The sequence below is a fragment of the Rhodococcus sp. ACS1 genome (assembly GCF_002300155.1).
Classification (GTDB): Bacteria; Actinomycetota; Actinomycetes; order Mycobacteriales; family Mycobacteriaceae; genus Rhodococcus_F; species Rhodococcus_F koreensis.
The window spans coordinates 58660-82326 of record NZ_NSDZ01000001.1; the positions used below are offsets into that span (position 1 = coordinate 58660).

General features: G+C 64.6%; 22 protein-coding genes. 19 read left to right on the forward strand and 3 right to left on the reverse strand.

Features of this window, described 5'->3' with window-relative positions:
- Window positions 1–604: 604 nt before the first annotated feature.
- Window positions 605–1141, reverse strand: coding sequence for a MarR family winged helix-turn-helix transcriptional regulator (locus CJ179_RS00300; protein WP_095860324.1), 537 nt, complete (start codon window positions 1139–1141; stop codon window positions 605–607).
- Window positions 1142–1825: 684 nt separating this feature from the next.
- Here CJ179_RS00300 and CJ179_RS00305 point away from each other — a divergent pair.
- The 4 genes from CJ179_RS00305 (at window position 1826) to CJ179_RS00320 (ending at window position 5929) form a co-directional block, all read left to right on the forward strand.
- A complete protein-coding gene (locus tag CJ179_RS00305) occupies window positions 1826–3019 on the forward strand; it encodes an acetyl-CoA C-acetyltransferase (protein WP_095861008.1) in 1194 nt (397 codons plus the stop codon).
- Window positions 3020–3051: 32 nt separating this feature from the next.
- Window positions 3052–3819, forward strand: coding sequence for an SDR family NAD(P)-dependent oxidoreductase (locus CJ179_RS00310; RefSeq protein WP_095860325.1), 768 nt, complete (start codon window positions 3052–3054; stop codon window positions 3817–3819).
- A gap of 442 nt (window positions 3820–4261) precedes the next feature.
- Window positions 4262–5125, forward strand: a complete 864-nt coding sequence (locus CJ179_RS00315) for an alpha/beta fold hydrolase (RefSeq protein ID WP_257015199.1) — start codon at window positions 4262–4264, stop codon at window positions 5123–5125.
- 255 nt (window positions 5126–5380) lie between these two features.
- Window positions 5381–5929 (forward strand): MarR family winged helix-turn-helix transcriptional regulator, encoded by a 549-nt coding sequence (locus CJ179_RS00320; protein ID WP_095860327.1) that lies wholly within the window; start codon window positions 5381–5383, stop codon window positions 5927–5929.
- Here CJ179_RS00320 and CJ179_RS00325 read toward each other — a convergent pair.
- Together CJ179_RS00325 and CJ179_RS00330 are read right to left on the reverse strand one after the other, a co-directional pair.
- Window positions 5890–7656: a DUF885 domain-containing protein gene (locus CJ179_RS00325; protein WP_095860328.1), complete on the reverse strand. Its 1767-nt coding sequence runs from the start codon at window positions 7654–7656 to the stop codon at window positions 5890–5892. The two genes, CJ179_RS00320 and CJ179_RS00325, sit on opposite strands and share 40 nt — an antisense overlap.
- A gap of 3 nt (window positions 7657–7659) precedes the next feature.
- A complete protein-coding gene (locus CJ179_RS00330; protein ID WP_257015200.1) occupies window positions 7660–8880 on the reverse strand; it encodes a glutamate-cysteine ligase family protein in 1221 nt (406 codons plus the stop codon).
- A 172-nt stretch (window positions 8881–9052) separates the two neighbouring features.
- On the opposite strand from CJ179_RS00330, the gene CJ179_RS00335 reads away from it, so the two are divergent.
- The 15 genes from CJ179_RS00335 to CJ179_RS00405 all read left to right on the forward strand — a co-directional run bounded on the left by CJ179_RS00335 (window position 9053) and on the right by CJ179_RS00405 (window position 23538).
- The gene (locus CJ179_RS00335) at window positions 9053–10270 is read left to right on the forward strand and encodes a CaiB/BaiF CoA-transferase family protein (RefSeq protein ID WP_257015198.1); all 1218 of its coding nucleotides are present in this window, start codon (window positions 9053–9055) and stop codon (window positions 10268–10270) included.
- Between the two features lie 15 nt (window positions 10271–10285).
- Window positions 10286–10966 carry an SDR family oxidoreductase gene (locus CJ179_RS00340; protein ID WP_095860330.1) on the forward strand — a complete coding sequence of 227 codons (681 nt, stop codon included), beginning with the start codon at window positions 10286–10288 and terminating at the stop codon, window positions 10964–10966.
- A gap of 66 nt (window positions 10967–11032) precedes the next feature.
- Window positions 11033–11749: a glutathione S-transferase family protein gene (locus tag CJ179_RS00345; protein ID WP_095860331.1), complete on the forward strand. Its 717-nt coding sequence runs from the start codon at window positions 11033–11035 to the stop codon at window positions 11747–11749.
- A gap of 35 nt (window positions 11750–11784) precedes the next feature.
- The gene (locus CJ179_RS00350) at window positions 11785–12486 is read left to right on the forward strand and encodes a glutathione S-transferase family protein (protein WP_095860332.1); all 702 of its coding nucleotides are present in this window, start codon (window positions 11785–11787) and stop codon (window positions 12484–12486) included.
- Between the two features lie 77 nt (window positions 12487–12563).
- Complete coding sequence (gene tadD / locus CJ179_RS00355) at window positions 12564–13919, forward strand: non-phosphorylative glyceraldehyde 3-phosphate dehydrogenase TadD (RefSeq protein ID WP_143548874.1); 1356 nt, start codon at window positions 12564–12566, stop codon at window positions 13917–13919.
- 79 nt (window positions 13920–13998) lie between these two features.
- Window positions 13999–15522 (forward strand): isoprene monooxygenase oxygenase subunit alpha, encoded by a 1524-nt coding sequence (isoA, locus tag CJ179_RS00360; protein WP_095860334.1) that lies wholly within the window; start codon window positions 13999–14001, stop codon window positions 15520–15522.
- A 38-nt stretch (window positions 15523–15560) separates the two neighbouring features.
- Window positions 15561–15845 (forward strand): isoprene monooxygenase oxygenase subunit gamma, encoded by a 285-nt coding sequence (isoB, locus tag CJ179_RS00365; protein ID WP_095860335.1) that lies wholly within the window; start codon window positions 15561–15563, stop codon window positions 15843–15845.
- On the forward strand, window positions 15838–16182 hold the full coding sequence (gene isoC / locus CJ179_RS00370) for an isoprene monooxygenase ferredoxin (protein ID WP_005241088.1): 345 nt from the start codon (window positions 15838–15840) through the stop codon (window positions 16180–16182). The genes isoB and isoC overlap by 8 nt, the downstream gene beginning before the upstream one ends.
- Before the next feature lie 18 nt (window positions 16183–16200).
- Window positions 16201–16533 (forward strand): isoprene monooxygenase effector protein, encoded by a 333-nt coding sequence (gene isoD / locus CJ179_RS00375; RefSeq protein ID WP_025432436.1) that lies wholly within the window; start codon window positions 16201–16203, stop codon window positions 16531–16533.
- The gene (gene isoE / locus CJ179_RS00380; protein ID WP_095860336.1) at window positions 16530–17552 is read left to right on the forward strand and encodes an isoprene monooxygenase oxygenase subunit beta; all 1023 of its coding nucleotides are present in this window, start codon (window positions 16530–16532) and stop codon (window positions 17550–17552) included. Before isoD ends, isoE begins: the two co-directional genes overlap by 4 nt.
- An 11-nt stretch (window positions 17553–17563) precedes the next feature.
- Window positions 17564–18601, forward strand: a complete 1038-nt coding sequence (isoF, locus tag CJ179_RS00385) for an isoprene monooxygenase reductase (protein ID WP_095860337.1) — start codon at window positions 17564–17566, stop codon at window positions 18599–18601.
- A gap of 35 nt (window positions 18602–18636) precedes the next feature.
- Window positions 18637–20019: an aldehyde dehydrogenase family protein gene (locus CJ179_RS00390; protein ID WP_095860338.1), complete on the forward strand. Its 1383-nt coding sequence runs from the start codon at window positions 18637–18639 to the stop codon at window positions 20017–20019.
- The gene (gene gshB / locus CJ179_RS00395) at window positions 20016–21065 is read left to right on the forward strand and encodes a glutathione synthase (protein ID WP_095860339.1); all 1050 of its coding nucleotides are present in this window, start codon (window positions 20016–20018) and stop codon (window positions 21063–21065) included. Before CJ179_RS00390 ends, gshB begins: the two co-directional genes overlap by 4 nt.
- Window positions 21062–22492 carry an FAD-dependent oxidoreductase gene (locus CJ179_RS00400; RefSeq protein WP_095860340.1) on the forward strand — a complete coding sequence of 477 codons (1431 nt, stop codon included), beginning with the start codon at window positions 21062–21064 and terminating at the stop codon, window positions 22490–22492. Before gshB ends, CJ179_RS00400 begins: the two co-directional genes overlap by 4 nt.
- Window positions 22489–23538, forward strand: a complete 1050-nt coding sequence (locus tag CJ179_RS00405; protein ID WP_257015201.1) for an AraC family transcriptional regulator — start codon at window positions 22489–22491, stop codon at window positions 23536–23538. The genes CJ179_RS00400 and CJ179_RS00405 overlap by 4 nt, the downstream gene beginning before the upstream one ends.
- The last annotated feature ends 129 nt before the right edge of the window (window positions 23539–23667 follow it).

The window sequence follows — 23667 nt, forward strand, 5'->3', positions numbered from 1 at the left end:
ACGAACTTGAAATGTCGGGGCCGGGGCCGTTTGTGCGGAGCGAGGGTGCAGCCCCTGCGGTGACGTCGGCAGGGCGCAGCGGCACGACCAGTAGTACAGAGAGCAAGGGTGCCTGCGTGCGGCGGGGACCACCGTCCTGCCCGTAGGCGTCGACGGGCGTGCTGGCGGCACCGGGAGTGGCCGTCCGGGCGGTGTCGGCGATCTACGAGAGCGCCACTGCACGGACAATCTGGGTGGGTCGACGTGATCATCGTCGACCCGATTCGCGCGGAGGAGTGCCTGGATGACATCAGTCCACGGGCGACGAACCGCCGTGGCGATCGAGCCACGCCTCGCGACCATGCGTGATGATGCCCAGCGCGAGAAGAAGTGCGTCCCCCGGGTCAGAGTTCGGACACCTGCAGCAAGTACGTGACCGACGCGCAGTGGCCGTCGCGCTCGACTCGTCACCCAGTCACGAAAACTGGTACCGCGCAGAGCCACTCAAAATGCGCCCCCTCAACTTCGACAAGCCAAGGTCCACGCATATTCGAGAGCCTTCACCCGGATACATCGGCAATCCGCCAACTGGTGGACGGCCGTCGGACTACTCGGTCTCAGTTAGTTAGCCACGCCCCGGGTCCTCGAAGTGGGCGAGGAGGAGTTTGAGGAGCCTGCGAAGCTCGGTGTCATCGTCTTCGCTCACAAACGCGAGGAGTTGTGCCTCGTGACCCAGGATGTCGGAGGCGACCTCGTCGATGAGTTGGACACCATTTCTGGTCAATTGCACGTCGACGCGACGACGGTCTTGTGGGTGAAAGCTCCGTTTGAGCAGACCACCGCGCTCGAGTTTGTCCAGGCGGTTCGAGATACCCGCCGGGGTTATCAGCGCGGCCTCGGTGAGTTGCCCGGCCGTCATCCTATACGGCTTGCCGGAGCGCCGCAGCATTGCCAAGAGGTCGAGCGTCGCAGGATCGGTTCCTAGCTCCACCAGGCGTTGACTGCGTTCACGCTCCAGGTATCGCGCAATGCGCCAGATCCTCGAAACGATGCCCACTGAACTGACGTCGATGTCCGGCCGTTCACGTACCCATGCCTGCTCGATGCGATCGACGCCATCATCTCCAGCCACGTCCCGAATCGATGGTGCTTCGACGCCCATCCCATTACCCCATGTCACTTGAATTGATCAGCTCGGGACTATTCACTGCTAAGTAGTTTTGCTTGAAAGTTTACACGCGCACCTGGGACTGGCAACATTGCAGTCGCGGTCCGACCAGATGTCAACATATTTCGGCAGTATTGGGCGTTAATCAGCAAGCTCGCGAATCTGATCATGACCGCAGAGACGCCCGATTCGAGCCACCGGTGCGCCTCGAGCATCGCCGGCGGCCTCCAGCGACAGGCAGGGCTGCAGTGTCGGTATCGAATCGCCGCACACGCGGCGTGCCTTCACCTCAACGTGGGGCCGCTCGACATGACGCCTCGAGTGACCGAATGTCGGGCATCCAGCCGCGGAAATGCGCGTTCTGCGTTCGCCGCGCTCGACTATTGTATGGTCGATTCTCGGTGACGATCTACGCTCCACGAGCCACGGCTGTTCGATCCGCGCCTGATTCCGGTGAAGAACTACTCTGTGGCACTGCGCTTTACGTGGGCTTGCCACAGGAACGAACTCGGTGGTTCGTGGTGTGAAGGACTTGCTTCCGTGGCATGTCTAGTTCACGATCTACCCGTCGTTGCGCGCCGTCTGCTGAGGGGCGCCTGCGCCACACACGATTGAATTCCCTCTAGCGTTCGCCGGCACCCCTTTGGAGTGGGCGCGGTGGGCAAGTTAGGACAGCTGATGACTACTTCGGTGATCGTTGCCGGTGCCCGGACCCCTATGGGTCGGTTTATGGGGGCTTTGCGGGATCTGTCGGGTGCCGACCTCGGTGGCGTCGCGATTCGGGGAGCACTGGACAAATCTGGAGTGCCCGCCGCGCTGGTCGAGTACGTGATCATGGGTCAAGTTCTCACAGCAGGCGCCGGCCAGATTCCGGCCAGGCAGGCGGCGGTCGCAGCCGGAATCCCGATGGACGTGCCGGCGCTGACAGTCAACAAGGTCTGTCTGTCGGGCATCGACGCGATCGCGTTGGCCGATCAGTTAATCCGTGCCGGGGAGTTCGAGGTGATCGTCGCGGGTGGCCAGGAGTCCATGTCACAGGTTCCGCATCTGCTGGAACGATCGCGGGTGGGCTTCAAGTACGGCGACGCGACGATCCGCGATTCCATGGCATTCGACGGGCTGTACGACATCTTCACAGATCAGCCGATGGGGAATCTGGCCGAGGTGAAGAACGGGGAGGCCGATCATCGAATCTCGCGCTCCGAGCAGGACGCGTTCGCGGCGGCGTCGCATCAGAATGCGGCGCGGGCGTGGAAAGACGGGCGGTTCGACGACGAAGTGGTGACGGTAACGGTTCCGCAGCGGCGTGGAGGGGCGGTGGAACTCGCGCAGGACGAGGGGATTCGCGCGGATACCACCGTGGAGTCGCTGGCGAAGCTGAGACCGGCGTTCAGTGTGGACGGAACAATTACCGCCGGGTCCGCGTCACAGATTTCCGATGGTGCGGCCGCGGTCGTGGTGATGAGTAGGGCCAAGGCGCAGGAGCTCGGGCTGGCATGGATCGCCGAAATCGGGGCGCACGGCGTCGTTGCGGGTCCCGATTCGACCTTGCAGTCACAGCCCGCACGGGCGATCACCAAGGCATGCGCGAGGGAAGGCATCTCTCCGCAGGATTTGGACCTGGTGGAGATCAACGAGGCCTTCGCGGCGGTGGGAATCGCCTCGACGCGCGAGCTCGGGTTGGATCCGGCGCGGGTCAACGTCAATGGCGGAGCAATTGCGCTGGGCCATCCGCTGGGCATGTCTGGGGCGCGGATCACCCTGCATCTGGCTTTGGAGTTGCAGCGCCGCGGCGGTGGTGTCGGGGCTGCTGCCCTGTGTGGTGGAGGCGGGCAGGGCGACGCCCTGATTATCCGCGTCCCGAAGAAGTAGAGACATACGTCCCCTCAGCGAAAGGTTCGAACATGAATATTCAGGAGACCGCAGCACTGGTCACCGGAGCCGCCTCCGGCCTCGGCGCCGCCACCGCCAAGCGTCTCGCCGACGCCGGAGCCACCGTGTTCGGACTCGACCTGCAGCAGTCCATCGAGCGCGCCGGCGACAACGTCCCCGACGGCGTGACCCTCCTCGCCACCGACGTCACCAGCGGCGACGAGGTCCAGGCCGCGATCGAGAAGATCGTCGAATCGGGCCTGCCGCTGCGCATCGTCGTCAACTGCGCCGGCGTCGGCTGGGCCAGCCGCATCCTGTCGAAGAAGGGCCCCCACGACCTCGAACTGTTCCGCACCGTCATCACCGTCAACCTGCTCGGCACGTTCAACGTCATGCGCCTCGCCGCCGACGCCATCGCCAAGACCGACACCGTCGACGAGTCCGGCCAACGCGGCGCCATCATCAACACCGCCTCCGTCGCCGCGTTCGAGGGCCAGATCGGCCAAATCGCGTACTCCGCGTCCAAAGGCGGCGTGCACGGCATGACCGTCCCCGCCGCCCGCGACCTCGCGCAGTTCGGCATCCGCGTCAACACCATCGCCCCCGGCATCATCGACACCCCGATGCTCGCCGGCGTCACCGACGAATACCGCAAGGGCCTCGAAGCCGGCGTCCCGTTCCCCTCGCGCCTCGGTCAGCCCGCCGAATACGCCCAGCTCGCGCAGATGATCGTCGAACACGACTACCTCAACGGTGAGACCATTCGCATGGACGGCGCGCTGCGCATGGCGCCGCGGTAGGCGGCTGGCTCGCGAGAAGGGCTCGGGCGCCCTTCCTGCCCTGCGACGGTGACGCGATCGCAGGGCTCCGGAGTTGCCCATTCGCACGGCCATCGCCGACGGGCCCTGGTCTCTAGACCAGGGGCCCGTCGGCCTGCGTCGAACAGAGAGTCACGCTCCCGGCGCGAAACAGCCTCCCTTCGCACGCGCACTCCTCCACTTCACGAACTATTTCTCAGACAAACACTAAACTGAAATAACTATTGACTCGTGAAATATTGGGGACGATACTGATTACATCAGGTCAGGTAGCGGCAGGCCATGGGGCTGGCCGCCCGGAGGATCGGACAATCCGGTGAGCGCGACATTCGAACCCGCAATTCGGTGGGAAAGACGATCAACCATCGCGGCAGACGACGGGGTTCCGCTCGCGACCCGCGAGTACGGCCCCGAAGCGGCACCCTTGACCGTCATCTTTGCGCACGGTCACTGCCTGAACATGCAATCGTGGGAGCTGCAACGCTCCTTCCTTCAGAGCACCTTCGGGTCAGAGATCCGGCTTGTCTTCTACGACCAGCGCGGCCATGGCGAGTCCGGGTCCGCAGCGCCCGACACCATGACGATCGAGCAACTCGGCCAGGATCTCGACTCCGTCATTCGTGCGGTGGGGGGCAATGCACCGATTGCATTGGTAGGGCACTCCATGGGCGGGATGAGCATCCTCAGCTGGGCCCGTCAGCACCCGGAAAAGATCGGGTTTCCCGTGGTCGCCGCCGGCCTCATCGCGACCGCCGCAAGCGAGCTCACCGGGTCCGGTATCGCTCGTAGCCTGAGCAATCCGCTGGTACTCGCGGCCACGAGCGTTGCCCGGCACGCTCCTTGGATTCTGGGTGCCGGACGTGTCGTCGCCGGGAAAGCGTGCGAACGCGTAGTTCGGCATGCAGCCTACGGTCGGGCCCCGATCCACCCGCGCCTGGTTACCTGCGCCAACACGTTGATCAACGACACCGCATCCGCGACCATCCTCGGGTTCCTTCCTGCTTTCACGCATCTGGACGAGACGGCAGGAGTGAAGGCACTCGCAGCGATCCCGGCGATGGTGCTGTGTGGGTCAGGGGACCTGATGACGCCGTATGCGCATTCGCAGAACATTGCGAACCAGCTACCGCTCTCGGAACTGGTGCCCGTCCCAGACGCCGGACACATGGTGATCCGCGAGCGAGCAGCTGACGTGTCCGAGGCTATCGTCAGACTGCTCACGCGCGTTCGGGCCGCGCAGGAGCCGTACGCGCCCGCCGCTGTCGAGCCCGCTTCCGTCGGGGCCTAGGGTCTCGACGGACACATACGGGGAGCCGCCGGTGGACCTGGGGACCCGGGCGGCTTTCGACGAATCGACGTGCCAATCCCGTCGCACCGCGCCGCCGTGGGATGGGGTTCGCCGGCGCCACGACCGGCGAGCTGGTCGACGAGGGGCGTGGGCGGTTCGGGGTAGCTTCGAGCACGCAAATCTTGCTCTGGTGTATTTTTTAGCCGTGAACTTCTTTCGCGTCGTAGACTGCATCCATGCGGCTTCGAGGATCACATGACTGCTGAGATTTCGACGGCGGGTTCGGACTCGATCGACGACGGTGTCGATCGGGTTGAGCAGGCATGGGCGCGTGAACGCCCCGACATCGACGTCAGTTCCGTGGGAATCGTGACCAGGATCTGGCGCATTGCACGGCATTTGGAGCGCGAACGTGTCGAGCGTTTGGCCGAACTCGGCACCGACAGGGTCACACTCGATGTCCTCGCGATGCTGCGGCGTGCCGGAAAGCCGTATCGGATGACGGCCGGGCGCCTTTCCGAGGCGGCACTGATTACTCCCGGGGGGATCTCGAACCGGCTGGACAAGCTCGAGCGCAGCGGACTGGTCAAGCGGAGCTTCCACCCGAAGGACCGTCGTCGGGTGGATGTGCAATTGACGAGGAAGGGTGTCAAGCTCGTCGATGAGGTCGTGTCCGACATCATGGATCACGAGTCTCGGCTCTTGGAGATCCTGGCCGGCGACGACCAATCGGAGCTTCGGCGGCTCCTCAAGATCCTTCTGGCTCAGTTCGAGGATCCCGCGGTGGGGCTGGAGACCGACTGAGCCGGATCCTCGGGGCCTAAGCCGAGCGCGGTTCGGCGCAGCACGTCCATCCCGACGCTGCCGACGGCCAGAGCTCGGTCGTGAAATTGCCGCAGATCCGATTCGGGGTTGCGCCGGAGATAGTCGTCGCGCAGTTGCTGCCATAGTCGCTGACCCACGGCGTATGACGGAGCTTGGCCGGCCCATCCCAGGTACCGGTCGTGTTCGTGCCGCCGACTGATCTCGTCCAGTACGCAATGCTCGGCCAGAAACTGCCACGCCTTGCCAGGATCCCAGATGCCTCCGCCCAGACAACTCGGGGCAGGCAGTTCGCAGTGAAGACCGATATCGATCACCACCCGCGCGGAGCGCAGACGTTGTGACTGGAGCATTCCCATACGGTCAGCCGGGTCGTCCAGCAGACCGAGGTCGACCGCCAGCGTCTCGGCATACAAAGCCCACCCCTCCCCGTGCCCGGAGGTGAAGTTCGCCAGGCGGCGCCATCGATTGAGCTCATGGCCTCGCGCCATGGCGGTGCCGACCTGCAGGTGATGGCCTGGGACGCCTTCATGGAACACGCGGGACTTTTCGTGCCAGGTGTGAAAGCGGTCGACTCCGGCAGGTACCGACCACCACATGCGTCCGGGGCGAGTCAGTTCTTCGTCGGGGCCGGTGTAGTAGATACCACCGGTGCGGGTCGGGGCGATCCGGCACTCGAGTCGCTCGATCTCACGCGGGATCGTGAAATGCGTATCCTGCAGGTTCGCCAGGGTTCGGTCGGAGAGGTCCTGCATCCACCGTTGTAATGCGTCGGTGCCATGCAGCGTGTACCGCGGGTTCGCATCGAGAAGCTCGAGTACCCGCGATATGCCGGCCCCCGGGGCGAGAGCGTCGGCGGTCCGTTGCTGGGCGGACACGATGGACGCCAGGGTGGCCCTCCCCCACTCGTACGTCTCTTCCAGGTCGATGCCGGTCCCGATGAAACTTCGCGACCTCAGTCGGTAGACGTCCTTGCCGACACTGTCTTTTGTTCCCGTGTGGGGGGCGAACTCGGATTCGAGGACCTCCGCGAGTGCGAGATAGGACCGGGATGCCGAGCGGGCGGCCTTGACGAGGTCGCGCCCAAGGGGTGAATCACCGTCCGGTCCCCTGTGGATCAGGCCGTCGAAAGCGACGGGCGACAAGCGGGCATGTTCGATCCCACATTCCACCTGCCGGATCGGGATACGATGCGCAGTTCGTTGGCGGGCGCGGAGGGCTTCGGTGTAGCTTTCGATCGACCGGGGAACCTGTGTCAGCCTCGCCACCAGAGTCCTCCAGTCGTCGTCGGTGGCTGTGGGCTGAAGATCGAAGACACGACGAACGCTCTGCAGGGGCGAGCTGATCACGTTGAGTTCGCCGACGAGTAGATCCGCATCGGACAGCGCGAGGAATGAGTCGATCCGCTCGAGCATGGCAGCGATGGTGACCGCATCAATGGTGTCCTGCGGTGGCATCTGCTGCAAACGTCGCCGCGCCGCGCGTGCGGCGCGCACCCGGTCGGCGATACCGTCCGGTGAATAGTCGGTCACCTGGTCGTCGAAGCCGTGTACCCCGATGCGGGTCGCCTCCACCGGGTCCAGTTCGCAGCACGCGAACAGGTAGTTCTCTGCGATCCGGTCGACGAGTGTGGGAGTCCGGACGGGGGTGTGCCCTTGCGGGGTCTCATTGGTGTCCGATCTGCACTGGTCGGGCGATTCAGCAGGCATCGGTCACGGTGCCGCCACGACCGCAGCGTCGAGCCGTGCGAACGCGTCGGTTTCGATGTCCCCGTGCACGTGTGCGGGGGCGAGTCCGTGCTGGGTGTAGCGGTCGATGTAGGTCGCAACCGTTCCCGCGGCGGACGAATGGGTCGGGTGCCGGCGTAGGTGCAGCTCGACCACGCCGAGCAGGAGCTGTGCGGCGTCCCGGAGTACCGGGTCGTTGAGTCCGTCACGCGCGGCCGTCACCCAGAGGTCCTGCGTATCCGGGAGCAGGTCGATCAGTTCCGCGGCAACTCGGTCTTCCATTGCGGTCGAGGCGACGAGGACCGCGGCGGAGCGGCAATCCGGCTCCAACGCATCGATCATCCGGAACTCTAGCCAGCCGCGAGGCCGGATCGGCGGAAACAGTGTCGTCAGGTGGTAGCGCAGATCGTCCTCGGTCGGCCAGCCTGCCGGGTGCCCTGTTGTCATCCAGTCGGCGAAGGTCAACCCGGGTGGAACGCTGGTGCCCAGATCGCCGCCGCGGATGAAGAACACATCTGCCGCGAGAGCATATTGCGCCCAATCGGTTCCGGGTTGATCACTCACCGGGACCGGTGCCGTTCGCCCGGGGTCGATCCCATTCCAGATCGCTTGCCGTACCGATTGCCAGCGTTGCCCGTCGGGGCCGATCCCGGGAGAATTCGCGAAGGCCGCGACGAGGACCGGGCCCATCCTGTTCGCCAGTACCCAGCGCAGGTTCCGGCCGTCGGGATGGTGGCTGATGTTGATCTGCACCGATGCGGTGTTCGTCATCATCCATGTCCCTTCCCGGCCGCGGTGCGCGTAGAAGCTCTCCATCGCCCGATACCGGGGGAGGTCGAGGATCCGGTGCGGGGGACGGCGGTCGTCCACGGCGAGGTCGGTCGGAATCAACCCATGCGCTCGTAGCCGATGGTGAAGAATCACGGCGTCTTCGTTGATTGCGCGTAGTGTGGCGGGCCCCGATTCGAGCGGCGGACCGGACAGTTCGATCTGCCCGCCCGGCTCGATCGTGATGCGGCTGCCGTTCGGCAGGGGACGGTTCATGATGGGCAGGAAGTCGGCGGGTTCGGGGCGTGAGAGGCTGCCTCGCTTGTGCACTGGCCATTCAATTTCGACGCCGACGAGGTCGGCGCCACCGGGTTCGAATGCTTCGCGGGCGACCGCGTATGCCCTCTGGATCGTCAGTGTGGGGCGAGAACTGGTCATGTCACCAGGTCCTTTCGTCGTCGATACTATAGCGGGAAAACATTTCACGTCGAAACAATTGACGAGCAAGAGATATCTCCATACTATGGAGTGAAGCACATCACAACAAGCCCCAGTTTGTGTCGCTCGACACTTCGCAAAACTGGCTTCTACCAGGTGAAAGGTGCCCTTCATGAGTGGCCCCATGACCGGAATCAAGATCGTCGACCTGTGTTCGATGATGTCGGGCCCCTGGGCCACGGACATCCTCGGCGACCAGGGCGCGGACGTCGTCAAGGTGGAGGTGCCCGGCAAGGGCGATCACGTGCGCTCCCTGCCCAATCGTTCCGGCGACATGTCGGCGATGTTCGTCAACGTCAACAGGTCGAAGCGGTCCCTGACCCTCGACCTGAAGACGCCGGAAGGCGTTGCGGTGCTGAAGAAACTGGTTTCCACGGCGGATGTCGTGGTGCAGAACTTCCGGCCGGGCGTCGTCGAGCGACTCGGCATCGGATACGACGACCTCGCCCCGCTCAACTCGAAACTCATCTATCTCTCGATGAGCGGATTCGGTGAACGCGGCCCCGCCTCCGGCCAGCGGGTCTACGATTCGCTGATCCAGGCCCTGACCGGCCTGACCACCGTCCAGGCCGGATCCGACGAGGAACGACCCCGCCTGATCCGCACCATCCTCCCCGACAAACTCAGCGCCATTGTTGCCTCCCAAGCACTTTCGGCGGCACTATTCGCCCGCGAACGCACCGGGGAGGGACAGCACATCCGCCTGTCGATGCTCGAGGCGGTGCTGTCGTTCCTGTGGGCATCGGACATGGGCGCCTACACATTCCCGGACCAGCCCGTGCCGCTGTCGCAGGGCGGCAGCTTCATCGACCTGATCTACCAGACCGCGGACGGCTACATCACCGTCGCCACGAACAGCAACGGCGAGTGGCAGAGCATGTGCAAGGCACTCGGCCACCCCGAGTGGATCGAGGACGAGCGATTCTCCACCCCGGTGGGACGGTCGAAGCACATCAATGAGCGTTTGGAACTCATCCAATCTGTGCTGCTGGACAAGAGCTCTGCCGAGTGGTTGGCGCTGCTCGACGAGTTCGACGTACCGGCCGCGCCGATCCTCACGCGGGCAGAGGTCATCGAACACCCGCAGGTCAAGGCCGCCGAGATCATCGTCGAATCCGAGCACCCCGCAGCCGGGCGTCTGCGGCAGGCGCGAGTGGCGGCCCGGTTCCTGGGCACCGTCCCGGATGCACCCAGGGGTGCGCCGCTACTCGGCCAGCACAACGCCGAGATCCTCGCAGAAATCGGCTACAGCAACGACGAAATCGCCTCGCTCGCTGCACAGAAGATCATCGGAACCGAGCAGGACGCCACCACCGGCGTCCTCGCCTGAAAGGAAGTTTGGACAGTGTCCACAGTATTGGTCGTCGGTGCCGACAAGGGCATCGCGCACTCGATTACCCGCCAGTTGCACGAGCGCGGCGATAACGTCATCGCCGCCTGCCTGTTCGACGGCGCCGACCTCACCGCCGACGGCATCACCGTCGAACCGAACATCGATGTCACATCGCAGGAATCGGTCGAGGCCCTCGCGTCCCGGCTCACCGCAGCGGGTACCAAACTGGACGCCCTGATCCATGTCGCCGGGGTCATGTGGCTCGACGAACTGGGCGCGATCGACTACGACCTGGTCCGCAAACAGATCGAGATCAACACCCTCGGACCGCTGCGCACGATCGAAGCAGCCCGTCCGTTGCTCAACGAGGGCGCGAAGGTCGGCATCGTCACCAGCCGGGTCGGATCCCTCGGAGACAACACCTCCGGAGGCATGTACAGCTACCGGATCTCCAAGGCCGCCGCCAACATGGCCGGCTTGAACCTGCACCACGACCTGTCCAAGAACGGGATCAGCGTGCTCATGCTCCATCCGGGCATGGTCGCCACCGACCTGACCAAGGACTTCCCCGGCGAGCACACCTACATCACCCCGGAACAGGCCGCCGCCGGACTGATCAAGAACATCGACAACCTCACCCCCGAGAACTCGGGCCGGTTCCAGCACTCGGACGGAACCTTCCTCCAGTGGTGAGCAACAGCTCGCACCCTGTTCGCCAATGAATCTCCATCCCATCGAGACAGAAGGACGTCACACACGATGATCACCGTCTACGGATATGTTCCCGCCTGGGGGATCCCGGACATCAGCCCGTACGTCACCAAGGTAGTCAACTACCTGAAGTTCACGGGTGTCGAGTTCGAGCACAAGACGCAGGACCTGGCGACCCTGGACCAGGACTCACCCCACGGCAAGCTGCCGTACATCGTCGACGAGGACGGAACCAAGGTCGGCGACTCCAACACGATCATCGCCTACCTGAAAGACAAGTACGGCGACAAGCTCGATGCGGATCTGAGCAAGCAGGAACGTGCCCTGGCCCTCGCCTTCAACCGGTTGATCGAGGAGCACCTCTACTGGAGCGGCATCATCCAGCCGCGCTGGCGTGAGGACACCGGGTGGGAAACCTATATCCCGTTTATCGTTCAGGGCGCCGAGGTGACCCCGGAGATGCGGGCAGGCCTGGACGCGTTCCGGGGCCGGATCCTCACCGAGTTCGACGGCCAGGGTATGGGCCGGCGCAGCGCGGAGGTCGTCGCCGAGTTCTTCCGGGCCGATGTCGACGCCCTGTCCGACTTCCTGGCCGACAAGCCTTTCTTCCTCGGCGACAAGCTGCATTCGATCGACGCCTCACTGTACTCGACGCTGCGGCACATCGCCGACCAGCCGCAGCAGTGGCTCGGATCCGGATACGTCCAGTCAAAGGCGAACCTCGTGGACTACATGGACCGCATCCGCAAGCAGTACGACATCTAACTCGCCGGTAATCGACTGTCCTGGAGAATCGTTCGATGATTGATCTCTACTACTACACAAGCCCCAACGTGCGGAAGGTACTCATCGCGCTGGAGGAACTGGGACTTGACTACCAGATCGTCTGGACCGACATCAGCGAGGGCGATCAGTTCGAATCCGAGTACGTCGAGATCAATCCGAACAGCAAAGTGCCGGCCATCGTGGATCACGATGGCCCCGGTGGCCGGCGCTTGGCGATCTTCGAATCCGGTGCCATCCTGCTCTACCTGGCGGAGAAGACCGGTCGCCTGCTCCCCGAGGATCCGATCGCCCGCCAAGAAGTGCTGTGCTGGCTGTTCTGGCAGGTGGCCAACCAGGGACCGATGGCCGGACAAGCCGCCCACTTCGTCTCACACGCCCCGAAGCAGGGAATCGACAACCCGTACGCCCGAAACCGCTACGCGGGCGAGGTGGCCCGCCTCTACCGCGTCATGGATGACCGGCTCGCTGATCGCGAGTACCTCGCCGGCGAGTACTCGATCGCGGACATCGCGACCTTCCCGTGGACTCGGGTGGCCGCCGGGCACGGGGTCGATGTCGCCGACTACCCCAACGTCAAAGCGTGGGCCGACCGCATTTCTGCCCGACCCGCCGCCAAGGTCAAGATCTCCGACCCGCGCGAGGAGAAGGCCCGAAACCACGTCTACACCGCGGAACAGTTCAAGACCCTCTTCCGCCCGGAAGGAAGTCAACCATGAGTATCGCCGCAGATTCTCTGTCCAACATCACCCCACCTGGGCTGACCATCGACGGACAGATCACGACCACCGCAGCGGTGATCCCCGTAATCAACCCCGCCACCGAGTCGGTCTTCATCGAGGTGCCGGACGCCGGAGTCGAGCACCTCGACGCCGCGGTCTCAGCCGCTCGGCGCGCCGCCAAGCACTGGGCCACCCACGACCTCCCCTTCCGACAAGGCATCGTCCTTCGCCTGGTCGACCACGTGCGTGCCAACATCGACGAACTGGCCCGTCTGGTGACCCTCGAACAGGGAAAACCGTTGGCGAAGGCCGCCGGCGAGATCGAATCGGGTCTGCGTGGTCTCGAGCGGTATGCAAGCTGGGACATTCCTGTCGAGGTCATCCGCGACAACGACGACGAGCTGATCGAGGTGCACCGCGCACCGGTCGGTGTCGTCGGGGGCATCACCGCCTGGAACTATCCCCTGCTGCTCGCGCTGTGGAAGATCGGCCCCGCCCTGATCACCGGCAACCCGATCATCGTCAAACCCTCACCCCTGACCCCGGTGGCCACCTTGCGCCTGGGTGAGCTCGCGCAACAGATCCTCCCCCCGGGTGTGCTGCAGGTGCTCAGCGGCGGCGACGACCTCGGCCGGGCGATGACGGCTCACACCGGGATCGACAAGATCACCTTCACCGGGTCCGAACGCGCGGGGAAGTCGATCATGGCGGGCGCCGGCCCGACCCTCAAGCGTCTGACCCTCGAACTCGGCGGCAACGATCCCGGCATCGTCCTCGACGACGTCGACGTGGCCTCGATCGCGGCGGACCTGTACTGGGGCGCCCTGTCGAACTGTGGTCAGGTCTGCGCGGGCCTCAAGCGCCTCTACGTGCCCCAGCACCTCGCCCCCGCGATCGAAGAAGCTCTGGCCGAGGTCGCCAAGGGGGTGAAGGTGGGCAACGGGCTCGACGACGGAGTCGACCTGGGCCCGGTCCAGAACGCCGCCCAGTTCACCAAGGTGCGTGACTATGTCGATGATGCGGCCCACCGCGGCGCCGACGTGTACTTCCGCGGTGAGGTCCCCGGCGGCCCCGGCTACTTCCACCCGGTCACCTTGGTGCGTGGGGTCGACGACACCGTGCCCCTGGTTCGCGAGGAACAGTTCGGCCCGGTCCTGCCGATCCTGACCTACACCGACATCGATGATGTGATCGCACGAGCAAACGACTCCGAACTCGCGCTCGGCGCCTCGGTGTGGTCCTCCGACGAACAACGCGCAACCGAGGTCGCCGAACGGGTCGAAGCGGGCACGGTCTGGGTCAACCAGCACCCGATGCTCTCCTCCGATGTTCCGTTCGGAGGCGTCAAGCAGTCCGGCCTGGGAGTCGAACAGTCCATCCACGGTGTCCTCGAGTACACCAACTACAGAGTGCTGCGGGTCAAACGATGACCGCGGAACCGAACCATCCAGCTGAACCGAACCATCCAGAAGACCACCGCCCATACCGTCACAATGGAAGGCGCACAATATGTTACTGAACCGGGACGATTGGTACGACATCTCGCGAGACCTCGACTGGGAACTGAGCTACGTCGATCCGGCGGTGGCGTTCCCGACGAGTTGGAGCGGTGCGGGGGACGTACCGAAGGAGGCCTGGGACAAGTGGGACGAACCGTTCCGGGTGTCGTACCGCGACTACGTCCGGATCCAGCGTGAGAAGGAGTCGGGCGTCAAGGCCGTCAGCAGCGCCCTGGTGCGTTCCGGCACCTACGAAAAGCTCGACCCCGCGCACGTCGCCACGACGCACCTACACATGGGCACCACGTGCATGGTCGAGCACATGGCAGTGACCATGCAGAGCCGATTCTGCCGGTTCGCGCCGACCCCGCGCTGGCGCAATCTCGGGGTCTTCGGGATGCTCGACGAGACCCGCCACGCCCAGCTCGATCTGCGTTTCTCCCACGATCTGCTCAAGCAGGATCCGCGTTTCGACTGGTCGCAGAAGGCGTTCCACACCAAGGAGTGGGGTGTCCTGGCGGTGAAGAACTTCTTCGACGATGCGATGCTCAACGCCGACTGCGTCGAGGCCGCGCTGGCGACGAGCCTGACCGTCGAACACGGATTCACCAACGTCCAGTTCGTCGCATTGGCCGCCGACGCCATGGCTGCCGGCGACATCAACTGGTCGAACCTGTTGTCCTCCATCCAAACCGATGAGGCACGCCACGCTCAGCAGGGTTTCCCCACCCTGTCCATCCTGATGGAGCACGACCCCGCCCGCGCGCAGCAGGCACTCGATGTCGCCTTCTGGCGGTCCACCCGGCTGTTCCAGACGTTGACCGGGCCGGCGATGGACTACTACACACCCCTCGATCAGCGCAAGATGAGCTTCAAGGAGTTCATGCTCGAGTGGATCGTCAACCACCACGAACGGATCCTCGAGGACTACGGGCTGAAGAAGCCCTGGTATTGGGACCAGTTCCTGTACTCGCTCGAGAACGGTCATCACGCCATGCACCTGGGGACCTGGTTCTGGCGCCCGACGCTGTTCTGGAAGCCGAATGCCGGCGTCTCCAAGGACGAACGGGACTGGCTGCGGGAGAAGTACCCCACCTGGGAAGAGAACTGGGGCGGGATGTGGGACGAGATCATCAAGAACGTCAACGATGATCGGATCGAGGACACTCTGCCGGACACGTTGCCGGCGCTGTGCAACCTCACCCAGCTCCCGTTGGGATCGGCGTTCTCCCGGCACGATCTCGCCGACCACAGCCTGACCTACAAGGGTCGGCTCTACCACTTCGATTCCGAGATCTCCAAGTGGTGCTTCGAGCAGGACCCCGAGCGCTACGCCGGCCACCAGAACTTCATCGACCGCTTCATCGACGGCCAGATTCTCCCGGCCGACCTCGCCGGTGGGCTGCTCTACATGGGTTTGACCCCGGACGTGATGGGAGACGATGTGTACGACTACGCCTGGGCGAAGGACTATCTTCCCTCGAAGCCCGCACCGGCGGAGGAATCCGTTGAACGCGAACCGATCTCGATCTGAGCTCGGACTTCACTCGATCGGCAAGGAGAAGAACTGATATGGCACCCTTTCCCATCACCGGCCGTTTCGTCGGCGATTTCGTCCCAGTCCTCGTGGCCGTGGACACCGACGACACCTGGGATCAGATCGCCCGCAAGGTCGCTACGCATTCGGTGGGCCGGCGGGTCCCGAAACCCAAGGTGAGCCCGGGATACGACGTGCTCGTGGACGGCACCGTGATGACGTCCGACGCCACCCTCGGCGAGTTACTCGGCACCCGCACGATCCCACCGCTGCAATGGGTCGACGTTCGCTTCCGAGAGCAGGTGGGTTCCAATGGCTGACGAGCCCGGCAACGACTTCGTCGACCTGGTCGCCGAGGACGAACTGTGGGACGACGAGATGGAATCGTTCGACGTCGGAGACGACGAAGTGCTCTTGGTGAAGGTCAACGGTGAGGTCCGCGCATACGACGGAATCTGCCCACACCAGAGCATCTCGCTGGTCGAGGGGGAATTCGAGAACGGTGTCGTCACCTGCCGCGCACACGAGTGGCAGTTCGACGCGCTGACCGGTTCCGGGGTCAATCCCCGAGACACCTGTCTGCACAAGCACGACGTCCGAATCGTGGACGGTGTCATTCAAGTTCGCCTCAAGTCGCCGGCCGCGGCGCATCACTGACCGTAGGAGTTCACACTCATGACCATTGTCGACATGGATGCCTCGGACGAGTCGTCCCCCGACCTTGTGGGTCCGGTCATCCGGGCCGGAAACCTTGCGGAGGCGGTGATCGATGCGATCGAGGAGGACAACCCGGGACAGGACGTGCTGGTGCTCGACCGCGAGGACTACGTCCGCATCCACACACGCGGAGCGTGCCGCCTGACGCAGTCGAGCCTGGAAAAGCACTTCGGACAGAGTTATCAGCTGGCCGCGCTCGAGATCGACATGCCCTCGTTCAAGGGGCGCCTCAAGACTCGCACCGATGAATACGTCTGGTTCTACCAGAACTCCGGACAGGAGAAGTCATGACCAACAAGACACCGCGGTCCCGTTCACGCGGGCTCAAGACCTGGAGTGCGTTCGGCAACCTCGGGCGACGGCCCACCGAGTACGAAGTGCTCACGCACAACATGAACCACACCACCGGGCCCGTGCCACTCGAAATGGGGCCCGACGTGCACGGAAACGTGTGGCTGCGCGAGCACCGTGACTCGATGAAATTGACGGTCGCCGACTGGGATGCCTTCAGGGATCCCGATACCGTCACCTACGGCAGTTATGTTGCCGACCAAGACGATCAGGAGACGTACGTCGAGGGTTTGATCGCCCAGTTCGACGGCGAAGGCTCCGACGAGACGCTTTCCGATGAGGCACTGACCCTGCTGGTGCGGGCCCTGACCCCGACGCGGTACGTCGCGCACAGCCAGCAGATGCTGTCCGCCTACGTTCAGCAGCTCGCGATCAGCAGCTATGTCGCCAACTGTGCCGCCTTCCAGACCGCGGACCAGCTCCGCCGGGTGCAGCTCACCGCGTACCGCACCACCCAACTGCAGCTGACGCATCCCGAACGCGGCTTCGGCACCGCGGAGAAGGAATTCTGGACCGAGCGCCCCGACTGGCAGCCGATTCGGGCCGCATTCGAATGGGCCCTGGTGGAATTCGATTGGGACCGAGCATTCGTCGCGACCAATCTGGTGACCAAGGCCATTGCGGATCAGCTCTTCCTCGTCCAGCTCCGGCGTCAAACCGCCCGGGTCGGGGCGCGCTTGGACTCGCTGATTCTGGAGAACCTCTGGCGGGACAGCCTGCGGAGTCAGCGCTGGTCGGCGGCCTTGGTCGAATTCCTCGTCTCCGCCGATCCCGGCAATCTGGATGTGCTTCAGGGTCATTTGAGTGAATGGTCCGCACGCGGGAACGAGATGATCGGGGCCGGTGCCCGGATCGTCGCGTCACCGAGTGGGGCGTCCGCGGACGAGATTGCCGCGGCTGTCCGCCAGGACTGGCACTCGTTCCTCGACTCCGTCGGTCTGCGGGCCGAATCCGATTGAGATCTGAGACCATGACTGTCACAGTGAACTTCAGTGGGTACGAGGGACCGGTGACGTGCGGGCCCGAAGAGACACTTCTTCGGGCCGGCCTCCGGGCCGGACTGGCCCTGCCCTACGAATGCGCCAGCGGTGGATGCGGCAGTTGCCGCGCGCAACTCGTGGACGGGGAGGTCAAGACCCTCTGGCCCGACGCCGCCGGGCTCTCCGAACGTGATCGCCGACGCGGCAATCGGATCCTGATGTGCCAATCGATTCCCACGGCCAACTGCACACTCAAGGCACCGCTACTCGACGGGCCGACAGTGAGCCGAGAGGCAGTGCCCGAGCGTGTGACTTCCCGACTCCTGGGCCGCGAAGCGCTGACCCCCGACACCGCACTGTTTACCCTCGACTTCAGCTCACCCATCGACTTCCTGCCAGGGCAGTTCATGCTCCTGGAATCACCGGACGGAGTTCGGCGGGCCTACTCGATGGCGCACCCCGCCAACGGTGCCGGCTCCACCACCGTGGAATTCATCATCCGCGCCAAGCCCGGCGGCGCCGCATCGAGTTGGCTCTTCGAAAAGGTCCAGGTGGGCGAGGAACTCCTGGTCGAAGGACCCTACGGGCGCGCCTACGCACAACCGGGGTCCGAGCGTCCGGCGGTGTGCATCGCGGGCGGCACCGGACTGGCACCGATCCTCGCGATCACCGAGGAACTTCTCGTCGAGAACCGGGCGCGGCGGGTAGACCTGTACATCGGTGCACGTATGGCCGGGGACATCGTTCTCCTCGATCGGCTCGCCCGCCTGAACGAACTGGGTGCCCGTGTCGCCGTCTCGGTCGAAGATCCCGACCTCACTGGCAACGAGCCAGCGGGATGGGACGTGTTTGCCGATTCCCGGGTAGGGCGGGTGATCGACCACGTCGCCGAAGACTGGACCGATCTCAGTGAGCACGACATCTATCTCGCCGGCCCTGCCGGAATGGTCGACGCGGCGTTGCGAGCGCTGGTGCGCGAGCGTGGGGCCTCCGCGGACCGGCTGTTCTTCGACCGTTTCATCGCCTGAACGCAGTCCCCCTCTCGAACTCGGAAGGATCCATCATGTTGCTGGAAACCATCGAACTACCGACCGATGAGCACTACGCACGTAACCTCATCGACGGAAGGTGGGTGTTTCCGGCCGCGCCTTACGACTACGAGATCCGGAACCCCGCCGACAGCACGATCACCGCGGTTGTGCCCCTCTCGTCGCGATTCGACGTCGATCGGGCGATTTCGGCCGCCGGTGACGCGCTGTCGGGGCCGTGGTCCGAGCTACACACCCGGGACCAGCTGTTGGCGCTGTTGCTGCACCGGCTCGCCGAGGCGGCACCCGAGCTGGCACGCCTGCAGTCGACCGAGACAGGTCTCGGATACGCCGATTCGCTCGCCGGTATCGAATCGACATTGAGGATCGCTCGCGCGATCCTCACCCGGGAGGTCCTGCACCCCCGGCCCACACCCGCAGGCATCTCCGGGCACGTCCTGTCGTGGGGGGCACCGTTCTCGGAGATGCTCCTGAATGTTTTCCCGGCACTGGCCGCCGGAAACACCGTAGTGGTCAAGCCGTCGCTGCGCGGTCCCCTGTCACCGGTGGCGGTCGCGTTCATCGCGGACCGGCTCGGATTTCCCGCCGGCGTTCTCAATATCGTGCAGGGCACCGGCGTCGACGTCGGCGCCGCCCTCATCAGTAGCACCGCACTCCAGACCCTGCACGTGCGGGCGAACGAGTCCACCCTGAGCCGGGCCAGCCGAGCCGAACGCCGGACACACGTGCCCCTGCGAACCCTGACCGGCGGCGGCAACGCCGCGATCGTCTACCCCGGCCTCGCGAATGACAAGCTCGCGGCGATGGCCTCCGCCATCGCGGAAGCCGTTCGGGTCCACAACGCCGGCGGACCATTCGGTCTGCACACCGTCGCCGTGCACCGGGACGTCGCCAAGAATGCCATCGCCGCGGTTCTCGGCCAGCTGACCCGCTTCAACAATCGTGCCGCTCCCCTGCCCAGCGAACCCATCCGGCGGCGGGCCTTCGACCGAATCGACCAGTTGGACGCCGGCGGTGGACGGGTGCTGCTGGGGGGAACGATTCCCGATGACATCAGGCACCGAATGGGGTGGCGGCTGCCCACCACGGTCGTCGACCTCGGCGACGCGACGTCGAGGGCTGCGGCAAAGGCACTGGCCCACTCCCGTGAACCACTGGGACCCGTGCTCACCATCGTCCATTGGGACACCCTCGCCGACCTCGACAGGGTATTCGACGCTCGGCGCCATCGTGACGGCTACGCATCGATCTGGGGGGACGACTCCGCCGACGACCGCACCCGGTTCGGGGTTGCCGCCCGCGACCAGGGACCGCAGAGCGCCATGTACAGCGGCCTGGTACCGGCCGCATGGACCGGGGAGTCGGCGCATCGCACTACCGGCGAGGTGGCGTCATGAGCGGCCCGCCGGTGCTCGACGACCCGCACGCCCGCTCTGGGCTTCGGTTGGACTTCGTGTTCATCACCGATCCCCTTGCCGGACTGGCGCCCGCGCACGACACCACCATCGCTTTGATGGAGGAAGCGCAGTTGGCCGGCCATCGCGTGTTGACCACGACGATCGGTGAGCTCGGCATCGATCGGGGGCGCGCATTCGCCCGTTGCCGGGAGGTGACGTTACGGCCTGCGGTCTTGAGCGAAGACAAGTGGATCGCTGACACCGACTGGTACACCAGTGGCGCATCCCGCTCACTCCCTCTCGACGAGGTATCGGCGATCTTCATGCGGACCGACCCTCCGGTCGACAGCAACTACCTTCGTGCCACCTTCATCCTCGACTTGGTCGATCCCACCACGACGCTGCTGATCAATTCCCCTGCCGGGCTCCGCGACGCGAACGAGAAGTTGTTCGCCCTGCGGATGCCCGAATTGGGTCCCCCCACCCTCGTCTCCGCGGACAGAGACGAGATCGTCGAGGCCGTACATTCTTGGGGCACAGCAGTTCTCAAACCCACCGACGGAATGGCCGGCCGTGGCATCATGCTCCTGCGACCGCATGACCCGAACCTGCACTCGATACTCGACACCGCCACCGTCCGCGGTGGCCAACACGTGGTCGTCCAGCAGTTCATACCGGAGGCGGAGACAGCGGGAGACCGTCGCGTGATCGTCCTCGACGGAAAGCCGATCGGATCCGTCCGCCGCCTCGTCGAGACCGGCGGCGCCGGCGATGAATTCCGGTGCAACATGGCCACCGGTGCACGCGTCGTGCGCGACACCGTGACCGCCCGCGATCGTGAAATCTGCACCACCCTCGGACCCGAGCTCGTCAGGCGCGGACTCGTGTTCGTCGGAATCGACATCATCGGAGACAGGCTCACCGAAGTGAATGTCACCAGCCCCACAGGAATCCGCGAGATCGATGCGCTCAGCGGAACCCACCTGGCCGCCGACACGATCGAATGGGCGGTTGCCCGGTGCACAACCATGACGGAGATGCGATGAGCACAGCGGTCCCACCGAAACAGCGCGAGCAGATCGTCGTCATCGGCGCCGACGCCGCGGGTATGAGCGCGGCCCATCAGGCGCTGCGCAGCGCGAAAGCCGCGGGACGCGACGTCGACGTGATCGCGCTCGAGAAGACATCCGACACCTCGTATTCTGCCTGCGGCATCCCGTACCTGGTGTCCGGGACGGTCGGCACGACCGACGAATTGAGCGCTCGCACTCCCGAGAAGCATCGGGCGATGGGAGTGGACCTCCGGATGAACGTCACCGCAACACAGATCGACCTCGACACTCGCACGGTCACCTACGCCCACAACGCCGGAGGTGAGGAGGAAGTTGTTCGATTCGACAAGCTCGTCCTCGCCACCGGTGCCCATCCGATCATCCCGCAGTGGGCGGTGACCGACGGGGGTGAGCTGGTGGGAGGCGTGCACCCGGTCAAGGATCTCGATCATGCCCGGCACTGGCTCGATCTCGTCTCCCGCCGGGCACGCGGCGGAATAGCCATCCGCCGCCGCGCGGTGGTGGTGGGCGGCGGGTACATCGGCGTCGAAATGGCGGAAGCGATGGTGCAACGCGGATTCAGCACCACCCTCCTGACGCGCAGTGCTGTGATGAGCAGCCTCGACAGCGATATGAGTGAGAGGGTGCGCGAAACTGTCCGAGCCGGCGGCGTCGACGTCGTCACGAACACCACGGTCGCCGGGATCGACATCGACAGTGTTGACGGCCAAGTTCGGTCGGTCACCGGCAGCAATGGACAGGTCTACCCCACCGACGTCGTCGTCCTCGGACTCGGTGTGCGCCCGGCCACCGAACTCGGCGTGGCCGCCGGATTGCCCATCGGCGAACGCGGCGGCTACTTGCCCAACGAGCGGCAAGAGGTCGCCAAAGGCGTATGGGCGGCCGGGGACTGCTGTGAGGTCATCGACCGAATCCGGGGGAAGTACGTTCTTGCACCCCTGGGCACCCACGCGAACAAGCAGGGTCGCATCTGTGGGTTCAACGTCGTCGGCGGGTCGCACGCGTTCCCTGGTGTGCTGGGCACCGCCATCACCCGGTTCGTATCTGCGGGCACTCACGTGGAGGTCGCCCGCACCGGTCTCGGGACTAGGGAGGCGACCGAAGCGGGGTTCGAGGTGGAGTCGCTGGTCACTGTCGGCGGCACGGCGAGTGGGTATATGCCCGAGCGCTCATCGATCGCCACCAAGATCATTGCCGATCGTCGTACGCGCCGGTTGCTGGGCGTGCAGATCGTGGGCGGGACGCAGTCGGCCAAGAGGATCGACACTGCCGCGGCGGTGTTGTGGGGCGAGATGAGCGTCGACGACCTTGCCGCGATGGATCTCTCGTATGCCCCTCCGTTCGCGACGGTGTGGGAGGCGATTCAGCTCGCCGCGCGCCGCTTGTCGGATCGGATGTGACCGCGCCGAATCATCTACTGCTTCGGACGAAAGGAGCAGTTGTGGACAGCGTGACTCAGGCGATGCCAGTGAAGGAAATGCTCGTCGAACTGAACTGCTGGGCGGGTGGGGTCGGCGCCCGGGAGGTGCGGCCGGGGCTGACGGTCTGCCGGTTCGATGCGCCCGGACCGTATGTGTGGGAAGCGACGCCGGGCATCACCTTCTGTCTTGTCATCCAGGGACGTCTGTCGGTGGACGTCGATCGCACCGCGCACGTTTGCGGCTCCCTCGAGGGCGTCGTCTTCACGGACCGGCTGAGCCCCGCGCTAGAAGTGGTCGAGGCATCCGCCGACGCGCCCTTCCTCGCGATGTTTTTGCAGATCGACACGGCGATCATTCGCCGCGTATCGACAGACGTGTTGGTCAGCGATGCCGCGGCGGTGCGGATCACCCGCCGTGGCCGTGCAGGTGGCACCCAGTGCAGCGGCACCTTCGGTGTGGGCGTACGACTACTCCACTCCGTTCTCCGGTTCCTTCGTGCACTCGATGGCGAACTGGACGAGCGAGTACTCGCGCCGATCTGTTTACAGGAGATCGTGTATCGGCTTCTGCAGATCGTCTGCTGCCAAGATCCGCTGGACGTTGCCTCACGAGAGTCCGCGGCCGATCCCACGCGGGCCGCGATCGAATACATCAGGTCTCACCTTACTGAGTCGATCACCGTGAACGACATCGCGCGGGAGGTTCAGCTCAGTGAGTCGGCCTTTGCGCATACCTTCCGTGCGACGATCGGCGTCAGTCCCTACCAGTTTCTCAAATCCGAGCGGCTGGACGCTGCGCGACGCATACTCATCACCGGATCCGGAAACAAGGTGAGCGAAGTGGCACGCGCCGTGGGCTATTCGAGCTCCTCCCACTTCATTACCGCGTTCAAGCGCCGGTACGCGGTCACACCCCGCGAATATGCGAACGGGAAGTACTCCTGCGCTGCCCTGGAGGCCGCCGACCGTCAGGACGGCACCCACGCGAGAACAGCAGAAATAGTGCACTTCCCGGCAGGAAACTGATAGGCGAAAGTCGGCGGATGTCGTACCGTGAAACCGATGCCGCGATGCATCTCATCTCCCACATCCGTGCGGCACTGGATCCGCTGAGCCCATAGATCGGTGATACCTTCCTGATGTCGGGTCAACTGG